The organism is Psychrobacillus sp. FSL W7-1457 (genome assembly GCF_038593405.1).
GTDB lineage: Bacteria > Bacillota > Bacilli > Bacillales_A > Planococcaceae > Psychrobacillus.
Map to the genome: position 1 here is coordinate 581,285 of NZ_CP151993.1, position 21,022 is coordinate 602,306.

The following is a 21,022-nucleotide window of genomic DNA, read 5'->3' on the forward strand; positions in this document are numbered from 1 at the left end:
GCTATTTTCTTTAGTATTGCTTTTATCTTAATAACTCTGGTGACCTTCGTTAGTTGATTTCTAACACTATAGAAAAAACGCTTGGAGTTTTCCAAGCGTTTTCCTTTTAAAATAGTATATGTGCAACTGCTGCTATGATTGGGAATGAAATCAGCGTACGTAATAAGAAAATAACGATTAAGTCTTTAAAGTTAACCGGTATTTTAGAGCCGAGTAATAATCCGCCAACCTCAGACATGTAGATCAACTGAGTAACTGACATAGTTGCTATAAAGAATCTTGTAAGCTCAGAGTCAATTGATGCACCTAAAATAGTAGGCAGGAACATATCGGCAAAGCCAACTACCATTGTTTGTGCAGCCTCAGCAGCCTCAGGTATTCCGAATAATAGAAGCAGTGGCTCAAATGGTTTACCTAATATAGTGAAGAAAGGGGTATACTCTGCGAGCATTAATGCAATAGTTCCAAATGCTAATACTACTGGAGCAACACCAATATACATATCGATAACATTCTTAATTCCATCAGAGAAGAACTTCGTAATAGAGCGATTTTTATCTGCTGTTTTTAAGGCATTTTCTAAACCATGTGTGACAGCATTATAATTTTCAGGAAATTTCTCTGCATCCAAGTCTAATGGGCGACCATCAATATGCACATCTTCTTTGCCAGCTAAAGGATAAATACGAGGCATGATAAATGCCAGGACAACACCACATAGTAGTACGGTTAAGTAATAAGGAGCAAAGTATTTCTCTAAACCAACTTGTTCCAATACAACGATACAGAAGGTTATAGATACAACGGAAAAAGTGGAGCCAATAATTGCAGCTTCTTTTTTTGTATAATAGCCTTCTTCATATTGTCTGCTCGTCAACAAGACTCCTATTGTTCCATCTCCAACCCAGGATGTAAGTGCATCAACTGCTGATCGTCCTGGAAGCTTAAATAGAGGGCGCATGATTTTAACCATCATCGTGCCGAAAAATTCCAATAGCCCAAAATTCAATAGGAGTGGCAGTAATAAGCCAGCAAATAAGAAAATGGTAAATAGGAAGGAAACTAATCCATCAGGAGCTAACAAAAGCCCTCCTGTATCCTCATTCCAAATAGCCTCTGGGCCAATTTGGAAAATGATTAAGACAGAAAAAATTGCACCGACTACTCTTGTGATTGTCCAAAATATAGAAACCTTAAAAAGATTGTTAATAAATGATTCGTTCTTTGGTATAAATAAAAATATTAGAGAACCAATAGCCGCAAGAAATAAGGTAATTAAAGCAATCCAATGAACAATAGGTTCAAGTACACCAGATAATAGACTTGCAAACCATGCGATAGGAATCTTTATTTCTCCTCCGATTGGTAGCGGGATCATGAAAAGGATGACACCAGCTATAGAAGGGAGAAGAAAGAGAAGCCAAGTAAATAAGCTGAATTTTTTCAAGTGAAGGCCAACTTTCTTTTTGAATAATTATGCATGAAATAGATGTTTTACACATGATAATTCATTAGAGAAGCTAAGTCTATAGCTATGAGCAATGTTCTATTATTCGAAATCTTTATTAAAATCGTATGTGTAGAAGCGTTCAAAGTGTAACCAGTTTTCTGCTTCTGGTTCTCCGTCTGCTAGACGTTTTTCCATTTCTTCTAGCATCCAAGCCGTTTGAGAAATGTGGGCACGCATAGAACCCATTTTTTCTTCACTCGATTCAGAAATGTTATGGATGATGTCTGGTTCTCCTAATACCTCTTTCGAATCATTCGAAAAAGCTAGTGCATAAACTTTTGGACGTTGATCCTTTGGCATTCTGCGTACAGCACGAATCATCGCTCTACCGGTAGCATCATGGTCAGGATGCACAGCGTAGTTAGGATAGAAGGTAATAACTAAAGAAGGATTCGTATCAGCGATTAAATCCTCCATCATTTGGACCATTTTTTCATCATCTTCAAATTCTACTGTTTTGTCACGAAGACCCATCATTCTTAAATCGGTAACACCCATAGACTTTGCAGAAGCAAGCAACTCTTGCTTTCTAACTTGTGGCAGTGTCTCGCGAGTTGCAAAAGGAGGGTTTCCAAGATTGCGACCCATTTCCCCTAGAGTCAAGCATGCATATGTAACAGGGATTCCTTGTTTTACATAAGTAGCTATTGTTCCAGAAACTCCAAAAGCCTCGTCATCAGGGTGAGGGAATACGACCAACACGGATCGTTCCATTGGTAAAGTCATTTTTCTTCCTCCTTAATATGTAAACGGTGTTTTGCTGATTTCAAGTGCTACCGCAAGCTTTCCACTTTGATCGTGGCCAGCCATTAATAATCTTCCATGCTCATCTAATTCATAATGTGTAATACCTTGAGCATATACCCATCCGTGAGGGAGCTTTAAACCTACACGATGAGGAGCTTCTCCAGCTACCTTACCAAGCTCGTAGCGAATCACCACATTACGAATAAATGCACCAGCATTAAATACGTTTTCGTTGAAATGAGTGGCATAAGCACCATTTGTTGTTTCTAAATGAATGTATACATCTTCATTTGCAAAGCTATTTAATAGCTCTTGTAATTGTTCCTTATTCACTATTTCCATACTTTCATTGCCTCCTAGCATACTGTCTGTTAATAGTATAATGAAAAATAGTTCAGCAAGCGAATGATTGAGCCGCCGTTCTGATGGCAATTTACCATACAAGTAAAAACTCGCAAAGCCCTGTTAGACTTTGCGAGTAAGGGGTTTATTAGACTGTAGTTGTTGTCACTTCTGGAGCACCGAATTTTCCTTTAGCGCCATGAAGTACAGGTCCTACGTATTGGTTTAACTTCCAGCCGTGAGCGATTGCAGAAGAAACAAATTCTTTAGCCTCAAGTACAGACTCAGCAACAGAAAGACCATTTGCTAGGTTTGCTGTAATCGCAGCAGCAAATGTACAGCCAGCACCATGGTTATAAGTCGTTTCCGTTTTTTCTGTTTCTAATAATGTGTGAGTTTGTCCATCATAGAAAAGGTCAACTGCTTTATCGTGGGCCAATTGTTTACCGCCCTTGATCACTACGTTTTTTGCCCCAAGCGCATGAATTTTTTCGGCAGCTGCCTTCATGTCTTCGATTGATTTAAGTATTCCTAGTCCTGAAAGCTGACCAGCTTCAAATAGATTTGGAGTAACAACAAGTGCACGTGGCAATAAATGAGTGATCATGGAGTCTACAGTACCTGGGTTCAATACCTCATCTTCACCCTTACAAACCATGACAGGATCGATTACGATACTAGTCACACCGGACTCTTCAATAATTTTACCTGCTGCTTCGATTATATCCTCCGTACTTAGCATACCGGTTTTAATAGCATCTACATTAGTGGATAGAGCTGTTTTCGCTTGACGTTTAATTTCATCCACAGGAAGGGAAAACACATGGTGACTCCAATTATTATCCGGGTCCATTGTAGCGATGACGGTGAGAACATTCATACCATAGGTTCCATGCTCTTGGAATGTTTTTAAATCTGCTTGTATACCAGCACCGCCAGAAGTATCAGAACCTGCAATTGTTAACGTTTTTTTAATAGACATGTAAAAGTTCTCCTTTTGCGTGAAAGTTATTTCATTAATTGTATCAGATAGATATGAAAATTCAATTACGGCAGCTTTGGAGCAGTCCAAAGCTTGAACACTATAAAAGCAAATGTGATTGAAACGAAAAGAGTTATCGTCCCGCCAATATAAATTTTATTTATATAAAGTGAGATAGTTAAGTAAACAAGGATTCCTATAAAAAATATAGTTCCTAGTAAAAAGCAACCGAAACCCATACTCGTTGCTTTTGGTGGAACATCGTTTTTTACAGCAGCATTCTCCAGTTTTTTTAGTTTTTCTCGAAATTCAAAATTTGCCATATGCATTTCCCCTTTTTACCATCGTATCATTGGGCGGAATAGTTGTTAATAGGGAAACTTTTCGATACTGTAAACGTAGTAGTTTAATAGAAGGAGAGGGATGAAGATGAAACAAGGTGACAAGATTCGGGAAATGGAAAAGCTATTAAAAGAATTGAAAGCTCAAAATGAGGAAAGTGCTGCTACCATCGTAGAAGATTCTCCAAGGCGAGGAGGGTTAAGCCTCTGGAAGATGCCATTATTTTTATCTAGATTCAAATATAAATCAATTCTAATCATCTCTGTCCTAGCTTTTTTACTTCTTGCAGCGTTACCGTTTGCCGCATTTTGGGCAATTCAAGGGAGTACCTTTACCGAATCAAAGAGCATCTTTGTTGAAAGAGTACAAGGTCTAAATGAGCTAACAACTGCACAAGCATATACGAAGGTAATTTTAAAAGAAGAAGATAATAAAGTATTTGGAAAAGAGATTGGATTAGACTTGCCAGGAACCAAAAGGCAACTTTTAGTAGTAGTTCCCGGGTCCGTGAAGGCAGGGGTTAATTTTTCAGAGGTAACCGAATCAGATATTAAGGTTAATGAAGAAAACAAGACTGCTATTTTAACATTGCCAAAACCAGAATTTCTAGGAGGTCCCGAAATATTTTTTGACCAAGTAGAGGTGTTATCTTCTGAGGGGTTATTTCGAGAAAAGGCAGACATAGAAGAAGCATATGAACTAGCTGCAACTGCCAAAGAAATGATGATTGAAGAATCTACCGGACAAGGTATTCTGGAGCTTGCAGAAGAAAATGCCGTAAAATCCGTACAGGAAATGTTCCAGCTCATTGAATATGACGTGCAAGTGGAGTTTAAGGAGTGATTAAATGCCAAATTGGAAAGAAATATTAGGCGTCGAATGGGATAAGCCTTACTTTAAGGAGCTACAGTCCTTTCTAGATAAGGAATATGCTGAACACACGATCTATCCACCACGAGAAGAGGTGGGAAGTGCGTTTCGTTTAACACCATACGATGCTGTAAAGGTGGTTATACTAGGTCAAGACCCATATCATGGTCCAGGACAGGCCCATGGCTTAAGTTTCTCAGTAAAGCCAGGAGTTAAAATTCCACCAAGCTTGCGTAACATGCTAAAAGAGCTAGAGGAGGATTTAGGATGTTCTATTCCTTCTCACGGTTATCTAGAAAAATGGGCGAAGCAGGGTGTTTTGCTGTTAAATACGGTTTTAACTGTCAGAGCAGGTGAGGCAAATTCGCATAAAGGCATGGGCTGGGAGCGATTCACAGATACCGTTATACAAAAACTCTCTGAACACGAAAAGCCGATTATTTTTGTTTTATGGGGTAAGCCTGCACAAGCTAAGTTAAAGCTGATCGACACGACCAAACACCACATCATTCAATCAACTCACCCAAGCCCTCTAAGTGCTCACCGAGGATTCTTGGGAAGCAGACCCTATTCTCAAATAAATGAACAGTTAGTGTCAATGAATGAAAAGCCAATCGATTTTTGCCTCTAATTATGCTAGGATAACGATAGAAAGTAGGGAGAGAAATTGGCTGTAAATTGTTTTAAGTGTCGACATTTTTTTACCACCTGGGATGCGAATCATCCACGTGGCTGTAGGGCTTACCAATTTAAAACAAAGGAGCTTCCTTCTGCGTTAGTCAAAAGATCCTCAGGCGTGGAGTGCTTAAAATTTGAACCAAAGCAACTGGAGGGGCATAACAAGTGATTTCGAACAGACAGATTTTAATGCAAATAGAAAAACAGCTTCAAGAGGCAAAGACTGCGTCGGGGGAACAATCCATCCGGGAAAGTCTAGCTGCTATAAAGGCTTTATGTGACGTAGCTCTAACTGTGCCACTAACAGAAAGTCCAACAGTACTTCAAACGCCCTCCGTGAAGACAGCGACCTTAACAGCGCCTTCTGCACCCTTGAAGGAAGACGATGCAAACGGAGAGTCATTATTTGATTTTTAATAAAAGAAAGTAGGGAACAACTTGAAATTTTTTATCATCGCAGGTGCTATTAATGGCTTCTTATCCGTAGCCCTTGGAGCATTCGGAGCACATTTATTAGAAGGTCGGGTTGCTGACAAGTATTTAGCGACATGGGAAACAGCGGTTCAATATCAAATGTTTCATGCGCTTGCATTAGTTGCCATTGGTATTTTAATGAGCAGTAAGCTATTAGGACCAGTGTCACAGTTAAACGTAGCAGGCTATTTAATCCTTGCGGGTATCGTTATTTTCTCTGGAAGTCTGTACGTACTTAGCTTAACGGGAATTAGTATTTTAGGAGCAATCACACCAATCGGTGGAGTGGCATTCCTAATCGGCTGGGTTATGCTAATCGTTGCAGCCGTAAAATATGCAAATTAATCCTCTTTGAAAAAGTAATCTCTAGAGTTTCTTAACTGTCCCGTAGATGTAGACATCAGTCTATCATTTGCGGGTTTTTTATTATGTGATTTATGCATTTTCGTATATCACTATCTAAATGATTAGGAAAGTTACTTACTTTTTAATGATGATCTTTTGTCGCAACAATATTGTAAGTTGCCTTGTAGGAATTTAGGTTAAGGGATTACTTGGTTTAACTCATGTGATGGTTAACTTCCTTAGCTTTATTATGGAAAGGTGTTTTTCCTAGTAGGAAGATACTAGTTAATTGGAGTGGAAGGCTGCGGAAAGCGTCCGGCAGGAACGGAAATTAGGGATTCTTATCTTTTATACAAAGTGTCTATTATTAAGCCTTTACTGTCTATGTATTTATTAAAAGCAGAAATCGACAATCTCTTAGTCCTGCTTTTTGTCACTAGAAATCCTATAAAAATAGAAAAAGGCTTACTCCAAAAGAATAAGCCTTGCCTATGGTTAATAGTAATTTATTTCTTCATCGAACGTCGCATAATCAAAGTAAATCATTAACATTAAGTATCGTTTCCCATTTTGATCACTAATAATCACATGATCGCGTCCAGCAGCTTCTACATATCCGTTCAGGACTACATTGTTTCGTGTTGCATTGTTTTCAAAAGTAAAATAAAAAGTTCCTAGTTTTCCTTTGTTGGCTCTTAAAATGTTCTCCACATAGGATTCTTCTGCTGACCGTCCACCAGCAGGTATTTGGATCCCAGGAGTATATTGCTGTTGGGGCGGTTGTTGCCCCGGAACCTGTTGCCCTTGCGAGTACTGTTGGTTTGGATAGCCACCTGGATACCAATAATACTGAACCATTTATACATCCTCTCTTTTTTTAAATCTCTGGACATTCTTCTTCGGTAGGCGAAAAGAAACAGTGTGCTTTAAAGCGTCCGGTATTCCATTGACCATACCATTGTGCAGGACATGGAGTACTCTCGCCTGGATCAAAAAACCATAATGATCTGGTAGCAGGATGAAAACGCTCACCGTTAACTACACGTTGTGCTAGTTTTAGATCACTATCTCTTGCACGCTGGTAAAAGTATGGCTTAGTAGTTGCCTCAAAGCCACCGGGACGTTGAAAAACCATTTGCTCGAGGTTTCGTATATCTGTAAAATCTAAACAAGCTGTACGAACTCGATTTACACCTACATTACCAACCATTAGCATTCCTAGTTCGCCTTCGCCCTCTGCTTCTGCTCGCATTAGCCTTGCTAGTAGATCGATGTCTTTCGAAGTCGCACGAACTACCGCCAATGCATCACCTCCTACATTAAACTATGTTAAGAAATGACCTATCATGACAAATTTTGCATATAAAAAAGACTACCCAAAGGCAGTCTCAGATTGTAGACAAAAGGTGTAGAAACAATTTCGATTTCTTCCCCTTTTCCGGGGAATCCAGGTTAAGTCTGTGATATGGACTGAGTAGCCCACGGTTTGCCTCTCCGTCATTTAATAAGAAACATTATTGAGATTGGAGCGCAGCGAGGGAAGCGGCTGAAGCCGTGCCCGCGGAAAGCGTCCGCTCGAAGCGGCATTAACAAGCTTTATCTCCATCTTAAGAAAAAGACTGTAGGCAAACACCAAAATTCATGGGGTTTGTGCTACAGTCTGAGACTACTAAAAGGCAGCCTTTTATATATTCATATTAAAGATTGAAAAATGTAGAGCGTTTTTCGCCTTCTAAAATAGTACCAACGAAGAACGAACCGAACTCGCCATAGCGAGCGCTTACTTCATCAAAGCGCATTTCATATACTAATTTTTTAAATTGAAGTACATCATCTGAGAATAAAGTTACTCCCCATTCAAAATCGTCAAAGCCGACAGAACCTGAGATAATCTGTTTCACTTTTCCTGCATAGCTGCGACCGATCATTCCATGGCTACGCATTAACTCTTTGCGTTGCTCCATAGGAAGCATATACCAGTTATCGTTGCCATCACGACGCTTGTCCATTGGGTAGAAGCAAACGTATTGAGAGCGTTGAAGTTGTGGATATAGACGTGAGCGCACATGTGGATTTTGATATGGATCTTCATTTGACTCACCAGACAGGTAGTTAGATAATTCTACTACTGATACGTATGAATAAGCAGGAATCGTAAAGTCAGCAATTGTTAACTTGTTGAATCTCGCTTCTAGCTCTTGCAATTCATCCATAGTTGGACGTAACGTCATTAACATAAAGTCTGCTTTTTGGCCCACAATAGTATAGCAAGCGTGAGCTCCAGTTTTTGCATCGTCTGCTTGTTGTAATTCATCTAAAAAGGCAACGAACTCATCTGTTGCTTGTTTACGAAGTTCAGGATCGACTTGTTTCCATGACGCCCAATCCATTTGGCGGAAATCATGTAAAACGTACCAACCATCTAATGTAATAGCTGCTTCATTCATTATATAAGACACTCCCTTTAATAAATATTTCGCATATTTAGTTTACCATACCAGCTTTTAGAATTCCCCTTTTAGCCCCACTTTTACATGACAATCTGTGACAAACTCGTGTATGCTTAAAGTACAAATATATCCTAATGGGGGCGTTATTATGGCTGATTTATTTACAGAAATAAAAGGCAAGCTGCAAAGTAAAAATGTAACCATTATATTACCAGAGGGAAACGATCCAAGAATAATTGAGGCAGCATTAAAATTGCATGAAGAGGGAGTAATTCAGCCCATTGTCATAGGAAATGAGAGCGATATTCCAAGTGGCTTACAGGTGTTGAATCCGGCAACCTATGAACATATGGACGAACTAGTAAATGCTTTTGTGGAAAGACGCAACGGTAAAGTAACTATAGAAGAGGCAAGAGAGATCTTAAAGGATGTTAACTATTTTGGCACAATGCTTGTTTATACAAAAAAAGCGGACGGTCTAGTAAGTGGAGCAGCACATACAACGGCGGAGACTGTGCGACCGGCCCTACAAATTATCAAAACAAAGCCTGGAATTACAAAGACTAGTGGGGCATTTCTAATGGTAAAGAATGATACACGATATATTTTTGCCGACTGTGCCATTACAATCGCTCCGACAAGTGATGACTTGGCAGAAATTGCAGTGGAGGGAGCTAAGACAGCTGCTGCATTTGGTATAGAGCCAAAGGTGGCAATGCTATCTTTTTCTACTAAAGGTTCCGCAAAATCGGAGGAGACGGACAAAGTCGTTCAAGCAACAAGACTTGCAAGAGAACGAGCACCTCAGCTGGTGATAGAAGGGGAGCTTCAATTCGATGCAAGTATTGTTCCGTCCATTGCGGATAAAAAAGCACCAGGTGCAACAGTGAGAGGAAATGCAAATGTTTTTGTTTTTCCTTCTTTGGAGGCAGGCAATATAGGATATAAAATAGCAGAGCGTCTTGGAGGATTTGAAGCAATTGGGCCGATACTACAGGGATTAAATGCCCCAGTAAATGACTTATCACGAGGCTGCAATGCGGAGGATGTATACAAGCTTGCTTATATTACAGCAGCTCAAGCACTAGATTAAGGAGAATAGGGATGTCAGAAATAGATGTTTTATTGGAGCAACAAACATGGCGTTTTTGGGACCAGTCACTGAGCGGAAAAAGCCGCTCTGCATTGGAATCCTTTGCAGCTGACGATTTACTTTGTCATGTAGTCGGTCAGGGGCAGTCCCCAGCAACCGTAAGAACGTGGGTACATGATCAAACCGTAGTAATGGGGATTCAGGATCATAGATTGCCTTTTGTAGAAGAGGCTCAAGATTTCTTGCGTACGCGAGGCTACAATCCTATCGTTCGAAATTCAGGAGGACTTGCGGTTGTATTAGATGAAGGCGTCCTAAATATATCAATTGTGTTGTCTGAAAGAGAGAATTCCATAGACATACCTACTGGCTACGAGGTGATGTTAGCTTTCGTCCAGCAACTTTTCCCAGAGGCTGAGGGGAAAATAGAAGCTTATGAAATAGTAGGCTCATATTGCCCCGGATCCTATGATTTAAGTATTGGAGGCAAAAAATTTGCTGGGATTTCTCAACGAAGATTGAGACAAGGCATAGCCGTCCAGGTGTACCTTTGCGTTGAAGGAAGCGGAAGCGAAAGAGCTCGCCTTATTCAAGAGTTTTATGAAATAGGGGTTCAGGGAGAGGTTACTAAATTTAGTTACCCTAGTATAAAACCTGAGGTCATGGCTTCACTTAATGAGCTTCTGCAAGCGACCTATACGGTGCAGGATGTAGTCATTCGAATCCAACAACTACTGCATCAGAGGTCCGATCAAGTGGTCTCTCAATCACTTATTCAGGAAGAAGCGGAACTTTATCGGTTCTACTTAGAAAGAGTACTAAAACGAAATCAAAAAATGCTAGAAGGATAACCATACCATACGCATAAAAAAAGTGTTTTTTCGCACATTGAGCTTGTCTATCTAACTACAACGGAATGCTGACATAATCAGAAAAAAACCACCAATCCATTAAACGGTTGGTGGTTCTTTTGTTACTAGGTTGCCGTTTTTCTCCATTTGAAATACTGGTACTGCTGGCATTTCTTCGTCGTTTAATGTTACTAGTCGACGGGCACGGTTCATGATTTGTACGAATTGCTCGTAATCTTGTTTAATAGCAGCATTTTCTTTTTCGAGTTTGGCAAGTTCGCTTTCTAACTTACGAATCTTTTCATTTGAAATCGTTGCCATGTGACGGTATCTAGAAATATCTGAATCACTATGCTGCAGTCGTACTAGATAAGCAATGATTATATCTATCGATAATGCAGAAACCGGAATAGATTGAGTGCGTTCTCCCTCTTCCTGAGGTTTCGCTAGGTAGATTCCATTTCCTCTACGTCTGTAATCTTTTCCTAAAATACGAAGCTTTTCTTTGCGTTCTTTCTTTGCTTCTTTTAGCTCTGTTTCATATTGATGGCGAACTACTGCATTCCATCTAAATCCACAAGCTGCTGCAGTACGGTTTAACTCGTCACCAGCTTCCTCAAATGCGTTTAACTGGGTGCTACCTTCGCGAACGTGTCTTAACACCAATTCAGCTAACAATTCATCGTTTTCTCTCATCCATGCGTCTTGTCTTATTTTTACCATGTTTGTCCTCCTACCATGTTCATAGTTTCGTTGTTCTATTAACATCATGGACAACATATCGCTCTTTTATTCACGTAATTTACACTTGATAGCAATATAAACTTTAAGATACAATGACGTGTAGACAATATCTATTTATAGAAAGGGTTGTGTACTATGGCAAACCATTTTCGAGTTTGCGATGAGTGTCAGGCCGTTAATTTAAAAACATTAATTCCAAAGCTAAAAGCAATCGATCCAGAGGCAGAGGTTGAGATTAAAGAATGTCAGTCCTACTGCGGTCCAGGGCGTAAAAAGACGTTTGCTTTTATAAATAATCGTCCAGTGGCAGCTTTAACTGAGGACGAATTAATGGAGAAAGTACGCGCCAAGCTGGAATCATAATAATAGACATTCCTTGCAAGAAGGTTATCCTATATGTAACGAACTATTGCCGCCTTTCCATAAGCGGCTTTTTTCTTTATACTTTATAGTTAATAGGAAGTGAGCTACATTTTTAAAAGACATGGAGGGTGAGATATGAGCTATGCTACGCAAAAGCTAGCAGAAGAAAAAGTATTTAAGGATCCAGTCCATCGCTATATTCATGTTCGAGATCAAGTGATTTGGGACGTGATTGGGGCAAAGGAATTTCAACGGCTTCGTCGCATTAAACAGCTGGGTACTACTTATCTAGTCTTTCATGGGGCAGAACATAGCAGATTTAATCACTCGTTAGGTGTATATGAAATCGTCCGTCGAATCGTAGATGATAGTTTTGAAGGAAGACCAGAATGGGACCCTTCTGAAAGACTGGTAGTATTATGTGCAGCATTGCTACACGATTTGGGACATGGACCATTTTCTCACGCCTTTGAAAATGTATTTGGATTGGACCATGAGGAATTTACAAAGCAAATCTTACTTGGAAATACAGAGGTTAATGAGGTACTTAAAAGAGTCAGTCCTGATTTCCCTCAAAAAGTTGCCGATGTAATAGGGAAAACCTATCCTAACAAGCAAGTAGTAAGTCTTATTTCAAGCCAAATAGATGCAGACCGTATGGATTATTTACAAAGAGACGCTTATTTTACTGGGGTGAGCTACGGTCATTTTGACATGGAACGTATTTTACGAGTGATGAGACCGCTCGATGACCAGGTAGTTATTAAATCTACTGGGATGCATGCGGTAGAGGATTATATTATGAGCCGTTACCAAATGTATTGGCAAGTATACTTCCACCCAGTTTCACGAAGTGCAGAGGTCATTCTTACGAAAATTTTGCACAGAGCAAAAGCATTGAGTGAAAACGGATATGCTTTTGAACAGCGGCCTACTCATTTTGCTCGTTTTTTTGACAAGACCTTTACTCTGAATGATTATTTGGCTTTAGATGAAGGGGTATTGCTAACATATTTTCAGCTGTGGATGAATGAAAAGGATGCCATTTTATCTGATTTATGTAATCGTTTTGTTAACCGTAAGCTATTTCAATATATTGAATTTGACTTGGCAAAAGACTATGTGAAAATGAAGGAATTAGAGCAGCTATTTAAGAGAGTTGGAATTGATCCAGAATATTATTTGGTGTTTGACTCGTCATCAGACTTGCCTTACGATTTTTATCGACCAGGAGAAGAGGGAGAGCGTATCCCGATACACCTACAAATGCCAAATGGGGAAATACGTGAACTTTCTCGCCAATCTGAAGTGGTAGAAGCTATTTCGGGTAAGCGACGAACAGATCACAAATTATACTTTCCAGAGGACTTTTTGACAGCAGACGGCAAGAAGAAGGCTTTGAAGAAACAAATACTTGATTTACTAAAATAGAGGTGGGTTTGTATTGTTAGAGGAACATGCAAAAATTGTACAATTTATCGGAGCAGCAGACGGGATCACGGGAAGAAAAAAATTACAAAAAATGGTCTATATCGCAAAGAAACTACAATTTCCATATAAAGAGAAATATGATTTCCATATATATGGCCCATACTCTGAAGAGCTAACCTTACGTGTAGAGGAACTTTGTAATATGGGATTTTTGCAGGAGGAGCGTCAGGATAAAGGCTCTTACGTCCAATATAAATATCAAATGACCGATGCAGGGGAACACTTTACTCAAATGGCTCAGATTTCTGAACCTAGTGCCGCATTAAATTCCTGCATTAAACAAATGAAGGAGAAAAGCTCACGGTTTTTAGAGCTAGTATCTACATTGCTTTACTTTGAGAACTTTCCAAAGGAAGAACAAATTGAAAAAGTACGTGTTGTAAAAGGAAAGTTGAATTACAGTGATGATGAAATCGAGGAAGCTTTTTCGTTTGTGATGAACTTGATGAATGAAAAAGCTATTCACTAGGAATAGCTTTGGTTAACTTTATTTATCGCTAAGAAGTGTTCCAGCTACCGCATAGTGGTTTTTAGGCATTTCTTCGATAAAAACGACAACATTCTCGACTGGAGCATTAGTCGTTTCTGCAACTACTGCAGTAACCTTTTCCACTAGCTCTCTTTTTTGTTCATCTGAACGGCCTTCTAACATTTTTACTGTTACATATGGCATTTTGTTACCTCCTTTGTAGAAATAATCAGTATACTTAACATCATAACAGAAGAAAAGGAGCATACGCATGACAAATGAAGAAAAACCGAAACAAAAAGTAGGATTTACCATTATTAAAAACGATCCAACTGATGGTCACAAGGGATATGGGATCGGTTCTCTTTCACTTGAGAACGTTTCTCCAGTCATTATCGATATAGAAGAAGGCACTGCCAAAGTTGAAATTGGTGCAATGCATGCAAGAAGCGATACTGAAAGAGGTATTAAATTTACTACCAATCGTGAGGATTCTGCTGGAGGAAAGCCATATTGGTTAGTTTGGGTAACAATCGATTACAAACAGGATGGCCCTTATTACGCCGGCGTAGCTGCTTGTGAGATGGTAGTAAATAGAGAGAAGCGACGGGGTTATAAGATTTTGGCTGACCATGTAAATCGAATGGATAAGTCCATGAAGCGCCAAATTTTAGTTGATTTTATGGACGATCGTTCAAAAGGAATCTTGAAGGAATTTTTACAATCTCACAATCCTCAAATGTGGGAACAAAGCGAACAAAAGCTGCATCAAGATTTAGGAATATAATATTAAAATAACTTTAGAATGAATTAATTACAACATAGTCCGATTAGACGGTTGAATTAATTGAAAAAAGAAAGTACAATTTACTTAAAGCTTACTTCACAGTAATGCTAGGACACTTAGTTAAATGAGTATGAGATGGGCTGGAAGGTTTGTGAAACCCAATCCAAATCTTTCCAACTTTAAACAGAAAATTATACTAAGAAAAGGCTTTTCGTCTCTTTAGGGAGATGAAAAGCCTTTTAAATTTTGGATATGGTTAAGGTAGAGATTATTAATATTGTGTAATCAATTTCATAATTGCTGCTATTCTTATGGAAAACACGAAAAGTTTAAATTGGATATGGAGGATTCCAATGCTTTTTTAGTAATAAAGTAGAATTGATTTCCGCTCTGGCGGACGCTTTCCGTGGGGTGAGCGATAAGCCATCACCCATCGCTAACGCGCGTGGCTGTGATGTCTTATCTGTCTCACTCATCCCACAGGAGTCGCCGCCTGCCGCTACAATCAATCTTATAAATTGTTCGTGTTTTAATTGGTTAATTGCTATTTATGAAATTGATAACTTTAAAAAAATTGAGCTAGGGAGAATAACCCCAAGCTCAATTTACTTTTATATTAATTTTACCTAGGGACCAGTTATTAAGTCATTAATCATTTAACCCTATTAAGGTACTTGCCTCATTTTTTATGGAAAACACGAAAAATTTAAAGAGGATATGGAGGATTAGAATGCTTTTTTTAGTAATAAAGTAGAATTGATTTCCGCTCTGTCGGACGCTTTCCGCGGGGTGAGCGATAAGCCATCACCCATCGCTAACGCGCGTGGTTGTGATGTCTTATCTGTCTCACTCATCCCGCCGGAGTCGCCGCCTGTCGCTACAATCAATATTATAAATTGTTCGTGCTTTAATTGGTAAATTGCTATTTATGAAATTGACAACTTTTAAAAAAATGAGCTAGGAATAACTCCAAGCTCATTTTACTTTAATATTATTTTTACCGAAGCACCTATTATTTAAGGTAAGTCACTAATCTTTTAACTCTATTAAGGTACTTGCCTCATTTATAATCCTTGAGATTACTCCATCTTCAATTAAGTCTTTAAAAACATGAAATCGGCAATTTGATTTCACGTTTTTACTTCTTTTAAAGCAGTTGATATCTTGTAAAAAAATCTCTCCATTGTAGTTGTTTGGAGAGGAGGCGGCGACTCCTGGGGGAACAGCACGAGCTGAAAGCCCCGCAGGAGCAAAGCGACGAGGAGATTGAAGCCGTGCCCCCGGAAAGCGTCCGCCGAAACGGAAAACAACTCCATTTTATTTAGAAGATAGTCTTGACCCAGCCTTTTAACTGTCTTAAATGCTTAGTTTCCAAAGAAGTTGAATGGGAAGATGGACCAGGACTCTTCTTCTTTTTGTTCTTCCGATAAATCCTCGAATGTGTGCTGTTTTAGTCGTGGATCTGTACAAAGCTTAGTTGGGATATCCTTTTCCTTCAGATAAACAAGGCGTTGCTTTTCACAATCAGAAGTTGCAAGTCCTCCTGTTTCTATATCTACGATAACCCCGCGTACACCTGCAGGAGCGATAAATGGCTCCTCGGGTAGTCCTCGATGTACTTGCTCCATGAATTCAATCCATACTTGCTTCGTTACCTGCTTCGCTTCTGCATCACTCACTGCCTTGCCTTGGTCATAGCCATTCCAAACTCCAGCTGTTAGCTGTGGAGAAAAGCCTATTAGGTACTGATCTGTATTCGTTGTGCCCGATTTTGCTGCGTAAGGACGTGTTTGCTTTGCCCGTATGCTAATACCAGTGGCAGGAGAGTAGTCATTAAACGTAGGATCAAATGTTCCAGTCATCAAATGGGATAATAAGAAAGCATCTTCTTCTAACAATACTTTCTTGCCTTTTCGTTTCTCCTCACTGATGTCATATATAACTTTCCCCTCATTGTCTGAGATTTTTGTAATATACGTTGGTTTCATTTGCATTCCTTTATCTGATATCGTATTGTATGCCTTCGTCATATCTAGTAAGGACGCCTCTGGTGTACCTAACGCGGTAGCAGGTGTTTGATCGACCTTCATGTTGATATTAAAGCGTTCCACCAGTTGTTCAAAAGGTTTATAGCCTATATGCTCCAATGTTTTCACTGCATATATATTGTCGGAGATTGCTAAGGCCTGCGCCATGGAGATTGGATGATTAGCAAACTCTCCATTTACATTTTTAGGCTCATATTCTCTCCGTCCGTTGTCATAAGTGAAAATCGTTCGCTCACTTTTTAAGTAAGTAAGAGGAGAGAAGCCATTTTCTAGAGCGGCTGCGAACAGTAAAGGCTTGATTGTTGAGCCGGTTTGTCTTTTTGCTTGTGTAACTCGGTTAAAGGGACTTTCGGTAAAGCTTCTTCCTCCAACCATAGCTGTTATATAACCTGTTTTGGGCTCCATACTAACGAACCCGATTTGCAACTCCCCTTTAGGCATCCACTTTTCAATAGTTTCTTCTGCTACCTGCTGATGCTGTTTATTTAACGTAGTAGTAATCGTCCATCCACCATCTTCAATGCGACGTCCTTTGCTCTCTACTATTTTTGTAGCTTCCTTCCAAACTTCCTCTAAGAAATAAGGTGCTGTCTTTTTGGCTACTCTTGATTCTTCTGTCTTTAGAGCTAAATGCTCTAGGTTTGCACGTTCCTTTTGTTCTGAAGTAATGAATTGCTGGTTATTCATTAACTGCAATATTAGCTTTTGACGATTAACGGCCTTTTCTTCGTTCACAATTGGAGAATAGTGGGTCGGTCCTTTTGGAATACCCATTAAAAGAGCTGATTCTCCTAAAGTTAAAGACTTAGCGCTTTTCCCAAAATAATACTGACTTGCAGCCTCTACTCCGTACATACCATGTCCAAAATAGACAGTGTTCAAGTACCCCTCTAGAAGCTCATCCTTTTCATAAAAAATTTCTAAGCGATAAGCGTACAAAGCTTCATTTATTTTTCTTGTCCATGTTTTATCGTGGGTTAAAAACACATTACGTGCATATTGCTGAGTAATAGTGCTGGCACCTTCAACTTTTTTTCCTGCCTTTACGTCCTTTAGTAGAGCGGAAGCAATTCGAGAGTAGTCAAAACCATTATGCTCGTAAAATTCCTGGTCCTCCACGGAAATAGTTGCTTGTGGAATGAAGGGAGACATTTCATCTAGTGATATCCAGTACCTACGTTGCTCATTAAAACGATCTCCGATGACGTTACCTTGATTGTCTAAATATACAGAGGAAATTGGAACCTGAATAATCGGTGCGCCAACTATTTGCGCATATATTCGAAGAGTGACTATGGCACTTAAAAATGCACAGCTAGCAGCTATTCCGATTAGGAGAACTCTTTTTAATCTTTTATTTCGAGTAGTCTTCTTTTTATATTGCGCGCGCTTCAAAAAATCAACCCCGTTCTCACCTGTGTTTTTAACAGTATGAGAACTATAGAAACAAATTAAACCGAGAATTAAAAAACTATTGCACTTTTGCCAAAAACCACTATACTTTCTTTGTATTTACTTTTTAGGTAAAGTAAAAGAATCATATATTGGAAGGAGATAGATAAATGGCTGGATTTTGGTTTACAGAAAAGCAAACCGAGAACTTTGGCATCACAATGAAGGTGAAACGCACACTTCATACAGAACAAACGGATTTTCAACTGTTGGAAATGGCTGAAACAGAGGAATGGGGTAACATGCTCTTTTTAGATGGCATGGTTATGACTTCCCAAAAGGACGAGTTTGTTTATCATGAAATGGTTGCACACGTTCCTTTATTCACGCACCCTAACCCAGAAAATGTATTAGTGGTTGGTGGGGGAGACGGTGGAGTAATTCGTGAGATTATGAAGCATCCGAAGGTTAAAAAAGCGACATTAGTTGATATAGATGGAAAAGTAATTGAGTACTCAAAAAAATATTTACCAGAGATTGCATGTGAATTAGAAAACCCAAGAGTAGATGTACAAGTTGGAGACGGGTTTATGCATATTGCTGAGTCTGAAAATGAGTACGATGTCATTATGGTAGATTCAACAGAACCAGTAGGACCTGCAGTAAATCTATTTACGAAGGGCTTTTATGCTGGAATCTCTAAAGCTTTAAAAGAAGACGGATTGTTCGTTGCACAATCGGACAACCCTTGGTTTAAAGCAGATTTAATCCGCCAAGTACAAAAAGATGTGAAGGAAATATTCCCAATTACAAATATGTATTTGGCTAATATCCCAACGTATCCAAGTGGTTTATGGTGCTTTACAATTGGGTCTAAAAAATATGACCCACTACAAGTTCCAGACGAGCAATTCTTCGATATAGACACGAAATATTACACAAAAGAACTTCACAAAGCAGCGTTCGTTTTACCGAAATTTGTGAAAGACCTTGCAGGAGAGTAAGCCAATGAGATTCGATGAAGCATACTCAGGTAATGTTTTTATTAAAAGCAAGCAAAATTATGATGAAGCACAGGCAGTCATTTATGGAATGCCGATGGATTGGACAGTAAGTTACCGTCCTGGATCCCGCTTCGGTCCCCAGCGTATTCGTGAAGTATCTATTGGTCTAGAGGAATATTCTCCTTATCTTGATAGAGAACTAGATGATGTAAACTATTTTGATGCAGGAGATATTCCGCTTCCATTTGGAAACGCTGGTAAAAGTCTAGAATTAATTGAAGAATTCATTCATCAGTTATTGAAGGATGGAAAAATACCGGTCGGTATGGGTGGAGAGCATTTAGTCTCTTGGCCAGTGATGAAGGCTGTATCGAATAAATATGATAACCTGGCGATCATTCACATGGATGCACACACAGACTTACGCGTGGAGTACGAGGGAGAGCCCCTTTCCCATTCCACTCCGATACGTAAAATTGCAGAACATATAGGTCCTAAAAATGTCTACTCATTTGGAATTCGTTCTGGAATGAAGGAAGAGTTCGATTGGGCGAAAGAAAATGGTATGCAAATTGCTAAATTTGAAGTGCTAGAGCCATTAAAAGAGGTACTTCCAACACTTGAGGGTCGTCCAGTGTACGTAACCATTGATATTGATGTACTCGACCCAGCGCATGCACCTGGTACAGGAACAGTAGACTGCGGAGGAATCACAAGCCGCGAACTACTAGCCTCCATCCACGCAATCGCAAACTCAGGCATAAACGTGGTAGGCTTCGACCTAGTAGAAGTAGCCCCAATCTACGACCAATCGGAGCAAACCGCAAACACTGCGTCGAAGCTCATACGCGAAATGCTACTAGGATGGGTTAAATAGAAAGCAGTCACTAATGTTCTGCGGAGCTGAACGAAGTGAAGCGGAAGCACAACCGCTAATACCGCGTCGAAGTTACTGAGAGAAATGATCTTAGGCTTTTTAAAGTAGAAAGCAGTCTCTAGTGTTCTGCGGAGCTGAACGAAGTGAAGCGGAAGCCAAACCGCAAACACTGCGTCGAAGCTCATACGCGAAATGCTACTAGGATGGGTTAAATAGAGAGTCATCTATAACTAAGGCCCCTAAAACTTTACGTACAGTAAAGTTTTAGGGGCCTTTATTTTCTATTACATACACAACTGTGAAGTAGGAGAAAGAGTTAAATGTATGGAAAATACTGTTTATTTTTATTTTTAACTTCTCTATAATTAGAGAAAAGAAGGGAAAAGGAATGATAGCTTGAGAAGTAAAATGAATCAATTATTTGAAAGCAGGAAGAATGTCCATGTGCTTTATTCTTATTTGGAAATGGAAAATTACTTGGAACAGGTAGCAAGCTTTATTGAAAATGGCATTAAGGCAGGGGAATACACTATCCTTGTTGAGAATGATAGACTTTATCCTTTTATTAAAAATGAATTGAGCTTGAGAGTATCGAAAGTTCAAATGAAATACGTTCATTTTGTAAACAGCTTATCCTTTTATTATTCAAGTGGTAGTTATCATCCTCCAGCAATAGCTGCTTACTTCAATGAAATGATCAAGCCATATGTGGAAAACGATGTCTCTTTTCGGTCATGGGCACACGTCGAATGGAGCTCTATGGAAGAGCCATTATATCTCATTAGAGATTTCGAGGAAATTGTAGATAAAGCGGTTAACGAAGTAGAGTTTCCATTAATCTGTGCCTATTCAGGAATAAGGATGCCAGAATACCTTAAGGACATTTTGTTGGAAACCCACCCATATGTTTTAGTGGAAGATGACTTATTAGTTTCGGAAAAATATAAACGTTAATCGTTCATCTCCTCTAGCGGATTGCGGCAGGTGTAACGCAAAATAATTACATGTATTGCAATAGTAGCCTCTAAAATTTACCAGGTGTAAAATTTTGAGGCTTTTATTTTGAGAAGAGTGTGTCCCAACCTTTACATACTAAAGCATTTCAGTTTAATAAGTTCTTTTTACTTGTTCTTTTTTCGATGGGACCTGCGTGTTAAGGTTCT

General features: G+C 39.3%; 25 protein-coding genes. 14 read left to right on the forward strand and 11 right to left on the reverse strand.

Features of this window, described 5'->3' with window-relative positions; genetic code table 11:
- Nucleotides 1–106: 106 nt before the first annotated feature.
- The 5 genes from NSQ95_RS02835 to NSQ95_RS02855 all read right to left on the reverse strand — a co-directional run bounded on the left by NSQ95_RS02835 (nucleotide 107) and on the right by NSQ95_RS02855 (nucleotide 3,904).
- Nucleotides 107–1,447 carry a YjiH family protein gene (locus tag NSQ95_RS02835; RefSeq protein ID WP_340885555.1) on the reverse strand — a complete coding sequence of 447 codons (1,341 nt, stop codon included), beginning with the start codon at nucleotides 1,445–1,447 and terminating at the stop codon, nucleotides 107–109.
- 102 nt (nucleotides 1,448–1,549) lie between these two features.
- Nucleotides 1,550–2,236: a bacillithiol biosynthesis deacetylase BshB2 gene (gene bshB2, locus NSQ95_RS02840; protein ID WP_340885553.1), complete on the reverse strand. Its 687-nt coding sequence runs from the start codon at nucleotides 2,234–2,236 to the stop codon at nucleotides 1,550–1,552.
- A gap of 12 nt (nucleotides 2,237–2,248) precedes the next feature.
- On the reverse strand, nucleotides 2,249–2,599 hold the full coding sequence (locus NSQ95_RS02845) for a YojF family protein (RefSeq protein ID WP_251557154.1): 351 nt from the start codon (nucleotides 2,597–2,599) through the stop codon (nucleotides 2,249–2,251).
- A 148-nt stretch (nucleotides 2,600–2,747) separates the two neighbouring features.
- Entirely contained in the window at nucleotides 2,748–3,581 is an 834-nt protein-coding gene (gene thiD / locus NSQ95_RS02850; protein WP_340885550.1) for a bifunctional hydroxymethylpyrimidine kinase/phosphomethylpyrimidine kinase, read from the reverse strand.
- Between the two features lie 65 nt (nucleotides 3,582–3,646).
- Nucleotides 3,647–3,904: a hypothetical protein gene (locus NSQ95_RS02855; RefSeq protein ID WP_340885547.1), complete on the reverse strand. Its 258-nt coding sequence runs from the start codon at nucleotides 3,902–3,904 to the stop codon at nucleotides 3,647–3,649.
- Between the two features lie 100 nt (nucleotides 3,905–4,004).
- Between NSQ95_RS02855 and NSQ95_RS02860 the strand changes: the two genes are divergently transcribed.
- The 5 genes from NSQ95_RS02860 to NSQ95_RS02880 are packed head-to-tail and all read left to right on the forward strand — an operon-like array spanning nucleotide 4,005 to nucleotide 6,290.
- Nucleotides 4,005–4,766 carry a DUF4230 domain-containing protein gene (locus tag NSQ95_RS02860; protein ID WP_340885543.1) on the forward strand — a complete coding sequence of 254 codons (762 nt, stop codon included), beginning with the start codon at nucleotides 4,005–4,007 and terminating at the stop codon, nucleotides 4,764–4,766.
- A 4-nt stretch (nucleotides 4,767–4,770) separates the two neighbouring features.
- The gene (ung, locus tag NSQ95_RS02865) at nucleotides 4,771–5,424 is read left to right on the forward strand and encodes a uracil-DNA glycosylase (RefSeq protein ID WP_340885540.1); all 654 of its coding nucleotides are present in this window, start codon (nucleotides 4,771–4,773) and stop codon (nucleotides 5,422–5,424) included.
- A gap of 36 nt (nucleotides 5,425–5,460) precedes the next feature.
- Nucleotides 5,461–5,640: a uracil-DNA glycosylase gene (locus tag NSQ95_RS02870; RefSeq protein WP_340885537.1), complete on the forward strand. Its 180-nt coding sequence runs from the start codon at nucleotides 5,461–5,463 to the stop codon at nucleotides 5,638–5,640.
- Nucleotides 5,637–5,888 (forward strand): YwdI family protein, encoded by a 252-nt coding sequence (locus tag NSQ95_RS02875; protein WP_169361457.1) that lies wholly within the window; start codon nucleotides 5,637–5,639, stop codon nucleotides 5,886–5,888. Before NSQ95_RS02870 ends, NSQ95_RS02875 begins: the two co-directional genes overlap by 4 nt.
- Nucleotides 5,889–5,909: 21 nt before the next feature.
- Complete coding sequence (locus NSQ95_RS02880; RefSeq protein ID WP_169361458.1) at nucleotides 5,910–6,290, forward strand: DUF423 domain-containing protein; 381 nt, start codon at nucleotides 5,910–5,912, stop codon at nucleotides 6,288–6,290.
- Nucleotides 6,291–6,785: 495 nt separating this feature from the next.
- Here the strand turns inward: NSQ95_RS02880 and gerQ are convergent, their stop codons facing one another.
- The 3 genes from gerQ to hemQ form a co-directional block, all read right to left on the reverse strand.
- Nucleotides 6,786–7,148 (reverse strand): spore coat protein GerQ, encoded by a 363-nt coding sequence (gene gerQ, locus NSQ95_RS02885; RefSeq protein ID WP_251557143.1) that lies wholly within the window; start codon nucleotides 7,146–7,148, stop codon nucleotides 6,786–6,788.
- Between the two features lie 19 nt (nucleotides 7,149–7,167).
- Nucleotides 7,168–7,593, reverse strand: a complete 426-nt coding sequence (locus tag NSQ95_RS02890; protein ID WP_251557142.1) for a cell wall hydrolase — start codon at nucleotides 7,591–7,593, stop codon at nucleotides 7,168–7,170.
- Nucleotides 7,594–7,987: 394 nt separating this feature from the next.
- On the reverse strand, nucleotides 7,988–8,737 hold the full coding sequence (gene hemQ, locus NSQ95_RS02895; RefSeq protein ID WP_342560224.1) for a hydrogen peroxide-dependent heme synthase: 750 nt from the start codon (nucleotides 8,735–8,737) through the stop codon (nucleotides 7,988–7,990).
- Nucleotides 8,738–8,888: 151 nt separating this feature from the next.
- On the opposite strand from hemQ, the gene pta reads away from it, so the two are divergent.
- A complete protein-coding gene (gene pta / locus NSQ95_RS02900) occupies nucleotides 8,889–9,833 on the forward strand; it encodes a phosphate acetyltransferase (RefSeq protein ID WP_340885530.1) in 945 nt (314 codons plus the stop codon).
- 20 nt (nucleotides 9,834–9,853) lie between these two features.
- The gene (locus NSQ95_RS02905; protein ID WP_340886092.1) at nucleotides 9,854–10,684 is read left to right on the forward strand and encodes a lipoate--protein ligase family protein; all 831 of its coding nucleotides are present in this window, start codon (nucleotides 9,854–9,856) and stop codon (nucleotides 10,682–10,684) included.
- A gap of 99 nt (nucleotides 10,685–10,783) precedes the next feature.
- On the opposite strand, the gene NSQ95_RS02910 is transcribed toward NSQ95_RS02905, so the two are convergent.
- Nucleotides 10,784–11,407, reverse strand: coding sequence for an RsfA family transcriptional regulator (locus NSQ95_RS02910; RefSeq protein ID WP_169361399.1), 624 nt, complete (start codon nucleotides 11,405–11,407; stop codon nucleotides 10,784–10,786).
- Nucleotides 11,408–11,563: 156 nt separating this feature from the next.
- Here NSQ95_RS02910 and NSQ95_RS02915 point away from each other — a divergent pair, with 156 nt between their 5' ends.
- The 3 genes from NSQ95_RS02915 to NSQ95_RS02925 all read left to right on the forward strand — a co-directional run bounded on the left by NSQ95_RS02915 (nucleotide 11,564) and on the right by NSQ95_RS02925 (nucleotide 13,751).
- On the forward strand, nucleotides 11,564–11,791 hold the full coding sequence (locus NSQ95_RS02915) for a DUF1450 domain-containing protein (protein WP_144539789.1): 228 nt from the start codon (nucleotides 11,564–11,566) through the stop codon (nucleotides 11,789–11,791).
- A gap of 135 nt (nucleotides 11,792–11,926) precedes the next feature.
- On the forward strand, nucleotides 11,927–13,222 hold the full coding sequence (locus NSQ95_RS02920) for an HD domain-containing protein (RefSeq protein ID WP_340885528.1): 1,296 nt from the start codon (nucleotides 11,927–11,929) through the stop codon (nucleotides 13,220–13,222).
- A gap of 13 nt (nucleotides 13,223–13,235) precedes the next feature.
- Nucleotides 13,236–13,751, forward strand: coding sequence for a YwgA family protein (locus tag NSQ95_RS02925; RefSeq protein WP_340885526.1), 516 nt, complete (start codon nucleotides 13,236–13,238; stop codon nucleotides 13,749–13,751).
- An 18-nt stretch (nucleotides 13,752–13,769) separates the two neighbouring features.
- Here NSQ95_RS02925 and NSQ95_RS02930 read toward each other — a convergent pair whose 3' ends face one another.
- Entirely contained in the window at nucleotides 13,770–13,955 is a 186-nt protein-coding gene (locus NSQ95_RS02930; protein WP_340885524.1) for a 2-hydroxymuconate tautomerase, read from the reverse strand.
- A 67-nt stretch (nucleotides 13,956–14,022) separates the two neighbouring features.
- Here NSQ95_RS02930 and NSQ95_RS02935 point away from each other — a divergent pair, with 67 nt between their 5' ends.
- A complete protein-coding gene (locus NSQ95_RS02935) occupies nucleotides 14,023–14,538 on the forward strand; it encodes a YwhD family protein (RefSeq protein WP_340885522.1) in 516 nt (171 codons plus the stop codon).
- Nucleotides 14,539–15,902: 1,364 nt separating this feature from the next.
- Here the strand turns inward: NSQ95_RS02935 and NSQ95_RS02940 are convergent.
- Nucleotides 15,903–17,981 (reverse strand): PBP1A family penicillin-binding protein, encoded by a 2,079-nt coding sequence (locus tag NSQ95_RS02940; RefSeq protein ID WP_340885520.1) that lies wholly within the window; start codon nucleotides 17,979–17,981, stop codon nucleotides 15,903–15,905.
- Nucleotides 17,982–18,148: 167 nt separating this feature from the next.
- Here NSQ95_RS02940 and speE point away from each other — a divergent pair, with 167 nt between their 5' ends.
- The 3 genes from speE to NSQ95_RS02955 all read left to right on the forward strand — a co-directional run bounded on the left by speE (nucleotide 18,149) and on the right by NSQ95_RS02955 (nucleotide 20,813).
- Complete coding sequence (speE, locus tag NSQ95_RS02945) at nucleotides 18,149–18,982, forward strand: spermidine synthase (RefSeq protein ID WP_169361405.1); 834 nt, start codon at nucleotides 18,149–18,151, stop codon at nucleotides 18,980–18,982.
- Between the two features lie 4 nt (nucleotides 18,983–18,986).
- Entirely contained in the window at nucleotides 18,987–19,859 is an 873-nt protein-coding gene (speB, locus tag NSQ95_RS02950) for an agmatinase (protein ID WP_342560225.1), read from the forward strand.
- A gap of 408 nt (nucleotides 19,860–20,267) precedes the next feature.
- On the forward strand, nucleotides 20,268–20,813 hold the full coding sequence (locus NSQ95_RS02955) for an MEDS domain-containing protein (RefSeq protein ID WP_340885515.1): 546 nt from the start codon (nucleotides 20,268–20,270) through the stop codon (nucleotides 20,811–20,813).
- Nucleotides 20,814–21,022: the final 209 nt, after the last annotated feature.